At 59.1% G+C, this 12,466-nt stretch carries 2 protein-coding genes, 4 rRNA genes and 1 pseudogene; all 7 read left to right on the forward strand.

The window, feature by feature from the left end; all coding sequences use genetic code 11:
- Positions 1 to 434 precede the first annotated feature (434 nt).
- The 7 genes and pseudogenes from ACPEE0_RS00005 (at position 435) to ACPEE0_RS00035 (ending at position 12,294) form a co-directional block, all read left to right on the forward strand.
- Positions 435 to 1,957: ribosomal RNA gene (locus ACPEE0_RS00005) — 16S ribosomal RNA — on the forward strand.
- Positions 1,958 to 2,518: 561 nt separating this feature from the next.
- Positions 2,519 to 5,657: ribosomal RNA gene (locus ACPEE0_RS00010) — 23S ribosomal RNA — on the forward strand.
- A 179-nt stretch (positions 5,658 to 5,836) separates the two neighbouring features.
- Positions 5,837 to 5,953, forward strand: a 5S ribosomal RNA gene (gene rrf, locus ACPEE0_RS00015).
- The 16S, 23S and 5S rRNA genes sit together here, the layout of an rRNA operon.
- A gap of 124 nt (positions 5,954 to 6,077) precedes the next feature.
- Entirely contained in the window at positions 6,078 to 7,082 is a 1,005-nt protein-coding gene (locus tag ACPEE0_RS00020; RefSeq protein WP_009359651.1) for a LacI family DNA-binding transcriptional regulator, read from the forward strand.
- 90 nt (positions 7,083 to 7,172) lie between these two features.
- A pseudogene (locus tag ACPEE0_RS00025) lies at positions 7,173 to 9,241 on the forward strand (glycoside hydrolase family 2 TIM barrel-domain containing protein); the annotation flags it as partial.
- A 159-nt stretch (positions 9,242 to 9,400) separates the two neighbouring features.
- Positions 9,401 to 10,198: a beta-galactosidase small subunit gene (locus ACPEE0_RS00030; RefSeq protein ID WP_424575211.1), complete on the forward strand. Its 798-nt coding sequence runs from the start codon at positions 9,401 to 9,403 to the stop codon at positions 10,196 to 10,198.
- Between the two features lie 572 nt (positions 10,199 to 10,770).
- Positions 10,771 to 12,294 (forward strand): 16S ribosomal RNA (locus tag ACPEE0_RS00035).
- The last annotated feature ends 172 nt before the right edge of the window (positions 12,295 to 12,466 follow it).

Here is a 12,466-nt window from a genome sequence, read left to right on the forward strand (position 1 = left end):
CGCGTATTGTTTTTCTGAGTCGCCGCGAGGGAGACAGCGAAGAGCTGGTTACCGCGGGCGGCCAAACCCCCTGAAAACTAAGACCAAAACTGGTGGCTCGTCAGGGCGCCGGAAACTGGTCGGGGGCGGTCGAGAGGGACGCGGATCGCGGAAACGCTGGTTTGCAAAGTTCTTTGAAAGCCGGTAACTTTGAAAAGTTGCTCCGGAGCGATCCGCTGGCTGTGATGCTGGTGGTGGTGCCGGGTGTGTCTGTTGTTTGAGAACTCAATAGTGTGCCAAGTTTGTTGATACCGATTATGTAATGTGATTGGTTGAATTGCCGGATCGTGCCGCCCCTGTGGCATTGGTTTGGTTTTACAGCTGGTTTCAAATTTTGTGCAGCCTTTGCTGGTGTTATTTCCACTGGTTTTGGTTGTGTCTGTTTTTGTTTTACTTCAACGGAGAGTTTGATCCTGGCTCAGGATGAACGCTGGCGGCGTGCTTAACACATGCAAGTCGAACGATGATCCGGTGCTTGCACCGGTGATTAGTGGCGAACGGGTGAGTAACACGTGAGTAACCTGCCCTTGACTCTGGGATAAGCCTGGGAAACTGGGTCTAATACCGGATATGACCTTCCATCGCATGGTGGTTGGTGGAAAGCTTTTGTGGTTTTGGATGGACTCGCGGCCTATCAGCTTGTTGGTGAGGTAATGGCTTACCAAGGCGACGACGGGTAGCCGGCCTGAGAGGGTGACCGGCCACACTGGGACTGAGACACGGCCCAGACTCCTACGGGAGGCAGCAGTGGGAATATTGCACAATGGGCGCAAGCCTGATGCAGCGACGCCGCGTGAGGGATGACGGCCTTCGGGTTGTAAACCTCTTTCAGTAGGGAAGAAGCGAAAGTGACGGTACCTGCAGAAGAAGCGCCGGCTAACTACGTGCCAGCAGCCGCGGTAATACGTAGGGCGCAAGCGTTATCCGGAATTATTGGGCGTAAAGAGCTCGTAGGCGGTTTGTCGCGTCTGCCGTGAAAGTTCGGGGCTCAACTCCGGATCTGCGGTGGGTACGGGCAGACTAGAGTGATGTAGGGGAGACTGGAATTCCTGTGTAGCGGTGAAATGCGCAGATATCAGGAGGAACACCGATGGCGAAGGCAGGTCTCTGGGCATTAACTGACGCTGAGGAGCGAAAGCATGGGGAGCGAACAGGATTAGATACCCTGGTAGTCCATGCCGTAAACGTTGGGCACTAGGTGTGGGGGACATTCCACGTTTTCCGCGCCGTAGCTAACGCATTAAGTGCCCCGCCTGGGGAGTACGGCCGCAAGGCTAAAACTCAAAGGAATTGACGGGGGCCCGCACAAGCGGCGGAGCATGCGGATTAATTCGATGCAACGCGAAGAACCTTACCAAGGCTTGACATGGACCGGACCGCCGCAGAAATGTGGTTTCCCCTTTGGGGCTGGTTTACAGGTGGTGCATGGTTGTCGTCAGCTCGTGTCGTGAGATGTTGGGTTAAGTCCCGCAACGAGCGCAACCCTCGTTCTATGTTGCCAGCACGTGATGGTGGGGACTCATAGGAGACTGCCGGGGTCAACTCGGAGGAAGGTGGGGACGACGTCAAATCATCATGCCCCTTATGTCTTGGGCTTCACGCATGCTACAATGGCCGGTACAAAGGGTTGCGATACTGTGAGGTGGAGCTGATCCCAAAAAGCCGGTCTCAGTTCGGATTGGGGTCTGCAACTCGACCCCATGAAGTCGGAGTCGCTAGTAATCGCAGATCAGCAACGCTGCGGTGAATACGTTCCCGGGCCTTGTACACACCGCCCGTCAAGTCACGAAAGTTGGTAACACCCGAAGCCGGTGGCCTAACCCCTTGTGGGAGGGAGCCGTCGAAGGTGGGACTGGCGATTGGGACTAAGTCGTAACAAGGTAGCCGTACCGGAAGGTGCGGCTGGATCACCTCCTTTCTAAGGAGCGCCTCACAATTATCATTCTCTGCTGTATGGCGGGGTGTGGTGTTGTCAGGAGTACGCCCGTTGCGCAGACGCTAGTTCTGCGGCGGGTGCTCATGGGTGGAATATCAACGAATAGGTGCCTGGTGGCACGGACCGTTTTGCTAGTACGGACGCACTCCTCCTTTTGGGGTGTGTGTCCTGGAACGCTGGTGGTCTGGTTGCTGGCGGGTAGTGTTTGGCACACTGTTGGGTCCTGAGGCAACAGGGCCGGGGGGTTTTGGTTCCCCGGGGTTTGTTTGTTTCTGGTTTCCCTGCCACGTCGTTTCATGCGCTGTTGGCCTCTCTTTTTGTGGGGGGTTGGTGTGTGGGGTGTGTGGTGTGGGGTTGTTGTTTGAGAACTACATAGTGGACGCGAGCATCTTCCATGAGGAGCCCTTTGGGGTTTTTCGTGGATAAGCAATTTCCAAGAATTGGAACCTGGATCTGGCCGCATTGTTTGAGACTCTTTGGGGGTTGATGGGGTGTGGACGGTTTCTGTGGTTCTCTCGAGTGTTTTTGTTGTTGATCTTTTGTGGTCAAGTTTTTAAGAGCACACGGTGGATGCCTTGGCATTAGGAGCCGAAGAAGGACGTAGGAATCTGCGATAAGCCTGGGGGAGTCGATAACCGGACTGTGATCCCAGGGTGTCCGAATGGGGAAACCCCGCCAAGCGCGCGAGTGACTTGGTGACCCGTACCTGAACACATAGGGTGCGTGGAGGGAACGCGGGGAAGTGAAACATCTCAGTACCCGCAGGAAGAGAAAACAATAGTGATTCCGTTAGTAGTGGCGAGCGAACGCGGATCAGGCTAAACCGTTCCATGTGTGATAGCCGGCGGGCGTTGCATGGTCGGGGTTGTGGGACTTTCCATACCAGTTCTGCCGGGCTGGTGGGGTGTGATGTGCGCGCATAGGTGAACGGTTTTGAAAGGCCGGCCAGAGAGGGTGTTAGTCCCGTAACCGTAATGCGTTTGTGCCGCCTGTGAGAGTATCCCAAGTAGTACGGGGCCCGAGAAATCCCGTGCGAATCTGTCAGGACCACCTGATAAGCCTAAATACTCCCTAATGACCGATAGCGGACCAGTACCGTGAGGGAAAGGTGAAAAGTACCCCGGGAGGGGAGTGAAACAGTACCTGAAACCGTGTGTTTACAATCCGTCGGAGCAGTCGCGAGTAATCGCATAGTAACTGTGACGGCGTGCCTTTTGAAGAATGAGCCTGCGAGTTAGTGTTACGTCGCGAGGTTAACCCGTGTGGGGCAGCCGTAGCGAAAGCGAGTCTGAATAGGGCGTGTGAGTGGCGTGATCTAGACCCGAAGCGAAGTGATCTACCCATGGCCAGGTTGAAGCGACGGTAAGACGTCGTGGAGGACCGAACCCACTTCAGTTGAAAATGGAGGGGATGAGCTGTGGGTAGGGGTGAAAGGCCAATCAAACTTCGTGATAGCTGGTTCTCCCCGAAATGCATTTAGGTGCAGCGTTGCGTGTTTCTTGCTGGAGGTAGAGCTACTGGATGGCTAATGGGCCTACAAGGTTACTGACGTCAGCCAAACTCCGAATGCCGGTAAGTGAGAGCGCAGCAGTGAGACTGTGGGGGATAAGCTTCATAGTCGAGAGGGAAACAGCCCAGACCACCAACTAAGGCCCCTAAGCGTGTGCTAAGTGGGAAAGGATGTGGAGTTGCTCAGACAACCAGGAGGTTGGCTTAGAAGCAGCCATCCTTAAAAGAGTGCGTAATAGCTCACTGGTCAAGTGATTCCGCGCCGACAATGTAGCGGGGCTCAAGTACACCGCCGAAGTTGTGGCATTCACACGTGTTCTAAGCCTTTGTGGTTCAGGAGTGTGGATGGGTAGGGGAGCGTCGTGTGGGCAGTGAAGTCGCGGTGGAAACCAGCGGTGGAGCCTACACGAGTGAGAATGCAGGCATGAGTAGCGAAAGACGGGTGAGAAACCCGTCCGCCGGATGATCAAGGGTTCCAGGGTCAAGCCAACTGCCCTGGGTAAGTCGGGACCTAAGGCGAGGCCGACAGGCGTAGTCGATGGACAACGGGTTGATATTCCCGTACCGGCGAAAAACCGCCCATGTTGAACAGGGGATACTAACTGCCCGAGACCTGCCCGACACCCCTTGTGGGTGAAGGGTTTTGGTGGAGCGCAGGACCTGATCCTGGGAGGCAAGCGCATTAACAGGTGTGACGCAGGAAGGTAGCCGAGCCGGGCGATGGTTGTCCCGGTCTAAGGATGTAGGGCGAGTGGTAGGCAAATCCGCCACTCATAGTGCCTGAGATCTGATGGGACCCCCGTTTGGGGGGATTTGGTGATCCTATGCTGCCGAGAAAAGCATCGACGCGAGGTTTTAGCCGCCCGTACCCCAAACCGACACAGGTGATCAGGTAGAGAATACTAAGGCGATCGAGAGAATTATGGTTAAGGAACTCGGCAAAATGCCCCCGTAACTTCGGGAGAAGGGGGGCCCCAACCTTGAACGGACCATGCGTCCGGGAGGGGATCGGGGCCGCAGAGACCAGGGGGAAGCGACTGTTTACTAAAAACACAGGTCCGTGCGAAGTCGCAAGACGATGTATACGGACTGACTCCTGCCCGGTGCTGGAAGGTTAACAGGACCGGTTAGCCGCAAGGCGAAGCTGAGAATTTAAGCCCCAGTAAACGGCGGTGGTAACTATAACCATCCTAAGGTAGCGAAATTCCTTGTCGGGTAAGTTCCGACCTGCACGAATGGAGTAACGACTTCCCCGCTGTCTCAACCATAAACTCGGCGAAATTGCAGTACGAGTAAAGATGCTCGTTACGCGCAGCAGGACGGAAAGACCCCGAGACCTTTACTATAGTTTGGTATTGGTGTTCGGAGTGGCTTGTGTAGGATAGGTGGGAGACGTTGAAGCCCGGACGCCAGTTCGGGTGGAGTCATCGTTGAAATACCACTCTGGTCACTTTGGACATCTAACTTCGGCCCGTAATCCGGGTCAGGGACAGTGCCTGATGGGTAGTTTAACTGGGGCGGTTGCCTCCTAAAAAGTAACGGAGGCGCCCAAAGGTTCCCTCAGCCTGGTTGGCAATCAGGTGTCGAGTGTAAGTGCACAAGGGAGCTTGACTGTGAGAGAGACATCTCGAGCAGGGACGAAAGTCGGGACTAGTGATCCGGCGGTACATTGTGGAATGGCCGTCGCTCAACGGATAAAAGGTACCTCGGGGATAACAGGCTGATCTTGCCCAAGAGTCCATATCGACGGCATGGTTTGGCACCTCGATGTCGGCTCGTCGCATCCTGGGGCTGGAGTAGGTCCCAAGGGTTGGGCTGTTCGCCCATTAAAGCGGTACGCGAGCTGGGTTTAGAACGTCGTGAGACAGTTCGGTCCCTATCCGCTGCGCGCGCAGGAAATTTGAGAAGGGCTGTCCTTAGTACGAGAGGACCGGGACGGACGAACCTCTGGTGTGTCAGTTGTACTGCCAAGTGCACCGCTGATTAGCTACGTTCGGATGGGATAACCGCTGAAAGCATCTAAGCGGGAAGCTCGCTTCAAGATGAGATTTCCATACACCCTCGGGTGTGAGAGGCCCCCAGCCAGACCACTGGGTTGATAGGCCGGATGTGGAAGCGAGGACTAACGACTCGTGAAGCTGACCGGTACTAATAGGCCAACAACTTACACCACAAAACAGCACAACTGCTTGCGTCCACTATGTGGTTCCCAACCAACAACCCAACACAACGGGAAACGGTTGAAGGAACCAACCAATAATTGAATACAACACCACAGCTCCCTAACCGGAGCATGTTGTAACCACAAAGATTTCCCACACCACCGTCACCGGTGGTGACGGGTCGAAGGGTTACGGCGGTCATAGCGTGGGGGAAACGCCCGGTCCCATTCCGAACCCGGAAGCTAAGACCCACAGCGCCGATGGTACTGCACCCGGGAGGGTGTGGGAGAGTAGGACACCGCCGGACATAACATTAGTAGGGCCCTGACAGCGAATGTCAGGGCCCTACGACTTAACCACCACACACCCCCAGGCACTGGTACCTAGGGCCGCCGCCGGATTGCTGCCTGCCTGGCACCTAGACTCGGTTCATGACCCGTTCAGCAGATGCTCCCGGCCGGCGCGCCACCATCCTGGATGTCGCGGCTGCTGCAGGTGTCTCCCGCCAGACCGTTACCCGGGCCATGAATGACATGCCCGGCATCAGTGCGGCCACCCGTGAGCGGGTGCAGAAATGCGCTGTGGAGTTGGGCTACTCCCCAAGCCGGTTCGCAAAAGGGCTTGTCCAAGGCGCTCGGACCTCGGTAGGCCTGGCGATCCCGGACCTGACCAACCCCTACTTCCCTGCTTTCGCGTCAAGCGTGGTGGAAGCGGCCACGCAGCGGGGCTGGAACGTCGTCGTGGATGATTACGGGCACGGGACAGGCAGTGGCCTCGACGCCGTGAGCCGGCTGGCACCCCAGGTTGACGCCTTGATCGGGTACTTGGGGGAACATGCGGCCGAGGCGCAGTCCCTCATGGGCAGTCGGCCCGTGGTGGGCCTGGACTGCCCGGGCGGCAGTTCCGCCGGCAGTATCGGATTCGACTACCCCTACGCGGCCGGGCTCGCCCTGGACCATCTGGCCAGCACTGGCCGACACAAGGTGGCCTTCCTCGACTCGGACCAGGGCGGTCCGGCCGGGAGCCGTGGGGCTGCTGTTGCCGCGGCTGCTGCAGCAGCGGGTATCCCGCTGGCAAGGATCCATGCTTCCCCGTCCGCAACGGCCGCGCGGGACGCAATTGGGGGTCTGCTGGAGAAAGAGCCCGGACTGGATGCGCTGCTGGCGTTCAATGACGTCATGGCGGCGGGTGTACTGAAGGCTCTTCACAGTGCAGGAAGGTCTGTCCCTGGAGACTGTGCCGTGATCGGCATGGATGGCATTCCGCTGGGCGAACTCCTCACTCCCGAGCTGACCACCCTCGCCCTTGACCTGCGTGCGGTGGGACGGGCCGCCGTCGACCTCGTGGAAGCCCTGCTCTCCGGTGCGGTGGAGCCCGGCAGTCCCGCTGCTTCGCTGACCCTCCGGCACGAACTCATCGTCCGTCAATCTGCCTGAGAGCCTATTCAAGGGGCGCGGCAACGGTTACGCTTGTTGAGATTCGTGAACGTTCACGTAGTACGGCCCGCCTATCACGCAAGGAATACCATGCCAGCCCAGCCCCCCTTCACAACAGCAGGAAATACCCTGACGTTCGGCACCGCGCAGGGGTCGGAAAGTCTCGACGTGGGGGCAGCGGCCGTACGGGAGCTGTCGTCGGTGAAACCCGGGCGGGGTTCGCTCCCGGCACGCGCCTACCTTTCCAGCAGCGCGCCCAAGCTCTCCCTGAATGGTGAATGGCACTTCCGGTTGAGCCCCGGAATCCGCTCTGCGCCGGCCGCCGGCTGGCAGTTGGGCGAAGACCTTGGCGGCTTCACCACCCTGCCCGTCCCGTCCAGCTGGCCGATGCATGGCCATGGTGCGCCCGCCTACACCAACGTCCAGTTCCCCTTCGCCGTCGAACCGCCGCACGTTCCTGAGGCAAACCCCATCGGGGACCACCTACGGACCTTCGAGGCCGGACCCGCGTTCATGCCCCATGCTGTGCTGCGGTTCGACGGGATAGAGTCAGCCGCAACCATCTGGCTGAATGGGATAGAGCTGGGAACCACCCGCGGAGCAGGCTGCCCCACGAGTTCGATGTCTCGGGCATCCTGGTGGAAGGGACCAACACGCTTGCCGTCAGGGTGGCCCAGTTCTCGGCCGCCAGCTACGTCGAAGACCAGGACATGTGGTGGCTCCCGGGAATCTTCCGTGATGTCACACTCCAGGCCCGGCCCGCGGATGGCATCGATGACGTGTTCGTCCATGCCGGCTACGACCACGAAAACCGCGAAGGCGTGTTTCGCGTCGAGGCGAGCCGGGGCGATCAGGGGATTGACGCCGTCGTACGCGTTCCCGAATTGGGTCTGGAACTGCCGGCTGGAACGGATGTGCGTATACCCGGAGTCGAACCCTGGTCGGCTGAGCTGCCCAAACTCTACGAAGCATCGGTCAGCACTCCGGGCGAAACTGTCCGCCTGCAGCTGGGCTTCCGCAGCATCGCTATTGAGGATGCCCAGTTCAAGGTCAACGGCCGGCGCATCCTCCTGCGGGGTGTCAACCGCCACGAACATCACCCCCGCCTGGGCCGCGTTGTTCCCCAGGATGTGGTGGAGGCCGAGCTGCGGTTGATGAAGCAGCACAATATCAACGCCATCCGCACGTCCCACTACCCGCCGCACCCCGAATTCCTGGCGCTTGCCGACCGACTGGGCTTCTATGTAGTCCTTGAATGCGACCTGGAAACGCACGGGTTCGAGAGTGCAGGCTGGGCGCAGAACCCGAGTGACGATCCGCAATGGGAACCCGCGCTGCTGGACAGGATGCAGCGAACGGTGGAACGGGACAAGAACCATCCGTCCGTCATCATGTGGTCCCTCGGCAACGAGGCCGGAACCGGCAGGAACCTTGCCGCCATGTCGCGCTGGACCAAGGACCGCGACCCCTCCCGCCCCATCCACTACGAGGGGGACTGGTCCTCGCCCTACGTGGACGTCTACTCGCGCATGTACGCAAGCCAGGATGAAACGGCGCTGATCGGACAGGGTATCGAACCGCCCCTCGAGGACGCGGTCTTGGACGCCCGGCGCCGGGCTATGCCCTTTGTGCTGTGCGAATACGTGCACGCCATGGGGAACGGCCCCGGCGGCATGAGCGAGTACCAGGAGCTCTTCGAGCGGTATCCGCGCTTGATGGGTGGTTTCGTGTGGGAGTGGCTGGAGCACGGCATCACCTTGAACTCTGCTGACGGCAGTGAGTACTTCGGCTACGGCGGTGATTTCGGTGAGGAAATTCACGACGGCAACTTCGTCACGGATGGCCTGGTGGACGCGGACCGCAAACCACGGCCGGGACTACTGGACTTCAAGAAGGTCATCGAGCCGCTCAGGCTTGAGGTGGCCGATGACTGGTCCGGGTTCCGGATCCGCAACCTGCAGGACTTCGCCGACACCTCCGCGTATGAGTTCCGCTACACGGTGGAGTCCGACGGCGGCCTGCTGGACGCCGGACCGGTGCAGTTCGCGCCGTTGCCGCCACAGTCCGAAACGGCGGTTCCCCTGCCCACCGCCGTCGCGGACAGCGCCGCTGAGCTTGCACGTGCCGGACAGGCGGCGGTACTGACGGTTCGCGCCGTTCTTGCGGCCGATTCTTCCTGGGCTGCCGCCGGCCACGAAATCGCATGGGGCCAGTCCGTCCTGCTTCCCAGTGCTGTTGAGACTGCAACGACCGAACGTGTGCTGGTTTCGGACGATGAGCTGCGGCTGGGGCCGGCACGGTTCAGCCGGATGACCGGAATGCCCACCTTCCTGGGAGACGTGCCGGTGGAAAAGCTGGGGCTGGTGCTGTGGTGGGCGCCCACCGACAACGACCTGGGCAGGGAATGGGGCGGCGCGGACCCGCGCCCGCTCGCCACCCAGTGGAAGGACGCCGGGCTGAACCGGCTGCACACCAGGCTCGTCGGCATCAGATCCGAGGTTACGTCCGACGGCGGTGAGCGGCTCACGGTCCGTACCCGGGTGGGTGCCGCGGACAAGCAGTTCGGAGTCCAGGTGGAGTACTGCTGGACCAGCGACGGCGCCTCCCTGGCTCTCCACACGCACGTCCGCCCGGAAGGGACCTGGGACAACGCCGGCTTTGAGGTGGAATGGGCCCGCATCGGACTGGAGCTTGTCCTCGCTGGAGAGACGTCAGCAGTGAGCTGGTTCGGGAAGGGCCCGCACCAGAGTTATCCGGACACCGGCCAAGGGGCCCGTACCGGATGGTTCTCCCTTCCGCTCGCCGACTTGGACGTGGACTATGTCCGCCCCCAGGAATCAGGGGCGCGCTCAGGGGTGCGTACTGCCTCCCTGGACGTTGCCGGAAGCCCGCTGGAGATTACGGGCGAGCCTTTTGCCCTCACAGTCCGGCCCTACAGCATGGCAGTCCTTGACGCGGCGGCCCACCGGCCAGAGCTTGCGGCGGATGGCAGGTCATACGTGTACCTCGACCATGTGCAACGGGGCGTGGGCACCGCGGCCTGCGGGCCAGGGGTCTTGGAGCCGTACCGGTTGAAGCCCCGGCCGGCAGAGTTCACCCTCGTCTTCCGGATGTGAGGGGACCCCCGATGTGAGCCACCCCATAATTGCCCACCGCCCACGGTTCAGTACGGCTTGCCCTTCTGCTTGACCCCGGGATCCCCGCCATTACGGGGATTCCGGGGGGGCCCGAACCCTCAAACAGGGGCGATTTGCAGTGGGGTCCGGCGACGTGTATTGTTTTCTGAGTCGCCGCCGCTGAAGCGGAAAAATAGCGGCCAAACCCCTTCAAAACAGCCTGGAAAATGGCCCGCTCGCTAGCGTGCCTTGACCCGGTGGGGGCTGATCACGAATGCTGCAGCTGCTGAAAAGCGGATTTGCAAAGTATTCGGCGGTCGGGTAAGTTTGAAAAGTTGCTCCGGAGCGATCCGCTGGCTGTGATGCTGGTGGTGGTGCCGGGTGTGTCTGTTGTTTGAGAACTCAATAGTGTGCCAAGTTTGTTGATACCGATTATGTAATGTGATTGGTTGAATTGCCGGATCGTGCCGCCCCTGTGGCATTGGTTTGGTTTTACAGCTGGTTTCAAATTTTGTGCAGCCTTTGCTGGTGTTATTTCCACTGGTTTTGGTTGTGTCTGTTTTTGTTTTACTTCAACGGAGAGTTTGATCCTGGCTCAGGATGAACGCTGGCGGCGTGCTTAACACATGCAAGTCGAACGATGATCCGGTGCTTGCACCGGTGATTAGTGGCGAACGGGTGAGTAACACGTGAGTAACCTGCCCTTGACTCTGGGATAAGCCTGGGAAACTGGGTCTAATACCGGATATGACCTTCCATCGCATGGTGGTTGGTGGAAAGCTTTTGTGGTTTTGGATGGACTCGCGGCCTATCAGCTTGTTGGTGAGGTAATGGCTTACCAAGGCGACGACGGGTAGCCGGCCTGAGAGGGTGACCGGCCACACTGGGACTGAGACACGGCCCAGACTCCTACGGGAGGCAGCAGTGGGGAATATTGCACAATGGGCGCAAGCCTGATGCAGCGACGCCGCGTGAGGGATGACGGCCTTCGGGTTGTAAACCTCTTTCAGTAGGGAAGAAGCGAAAGTGACGGTACCTGCAGAAGAAGCGCCGGCTAACTACGTGCCAGCAGCCGCGGTAATACGTAGGGCGCAAGCGTTATCCGGAATTATTGGGCGTAAAGAGCTCGTAGGCGGTTTGTCGCGTCTGCCGTGAAAGTCCGGGGCTCAACTCCGGATCTGCGGTGGGTACGGGCAGACTAGAGTGATGTAGGGGAGACTGGAATTCCTGGTGTAGCGGTGAAATGCGCAGATATCAGGAGGAACACCGATGGCGAAGGCAGGTCTCTGGGCATTAACTGACGCTGAGGAGCGAAAGCATGGGGAGCGAACAGGATTAGATACCCTGGTAGTCCATGCCGTAAACGTTGGGCACTAGGTGTGGGGGACATTCCACGTTTTCCGCGCCGTAGCTAACGCATTAAGTGCCCCGCCTGGGGAGTACGGCCGCAAGGCTAAAACTCAAAGGAATTGACGGGGGCCCGCACAAGCGGCGGAGCATGCGGATTAATTCGATGCAACGCGAAGAACCTTACCAAGGCTTGACATGGACCGGACCGCCGCAGAAATGTGGTTTCCCCTTTGGGGCTGGTTTACAGGTGGTGCATGGTTGTCGTCAGCTCGTGTCGTGAGATGTTGGGTTAAGTCCCGCAACGAGCGCAACCCTCGTTCTATGTTGCCAGCACGTGATGGTGGGGACTCATAGGAGACTGCCGGGTCAACTCGGAGGAAGGTGGGGACGACGTCAAATCATCATGCCCCTTATGTCTTGGGCTTCACGCATGCTACAATGGCCGGTACAAAGGGTTGCGATACTGTGAGGTGGAGCTAATCCCAAAAAGCCGGTCTCAGTTCGGATTGGGGTCTGCAACTCGACCCCATGAAGTCGGAGTCGCTAGTAATCGCAGATCAGCAACGCTGCGGTGAATACGTTCCCGGGCCTTGTACACACCGCCCGTCAAGTCACGAAAGTTGGTAACACCCGAAGCCGGTGGCCTAACCCCTTGTGGGAGGGAGCCGTCGAAGGTGGGACTGGCGATTGGGACTAAGTCGTAACAAGGTAGCCGTACCGGAAGGTGCGGCTGGATCACCTCCTTTCTAAGGAGCGCCTCACAATTATCATTCTCTGCTGTATGGCGGGGTGTGGTGTTGTCAGGAGTACGCCCGTTGCGCAGACGCTAGTTCTGCGGCGGGTGCTCATGGGTGGAATATCAACGAATAGGTGCCTGGTGGCACGGACCGTTTTGCTAGTACGGACGCACTCCTCCTT

Origin of the sequence: Arthrobacter sp. SD76, assembly GCF_049726125.1 — a bacterium.
GTDB classification, from domain to species: Bacteria; Actinomycetota; Actinomycetes; order Actinomycetales; family Micrococcaceae; genus Arthrobacter; species Arthrobacter nitrophenolicus.

Coding starts and splice junctions, on each gene's coding strand:
- ACPEE0_RS00020 (WP_009359651.1), top strand. CDS start 6,078: ATGACCCGTTCAGCAGATGCTCCCGGCCGGCGCGCCACCATCCTGGAT.
- ACPEE0_RS00030 (WP_424575211.1), top strand. CDS start 9,401: ATGCCCACCTTCCTGGGAGACGTGCCGGTGGAAAAGCTGGGGCTGGTG.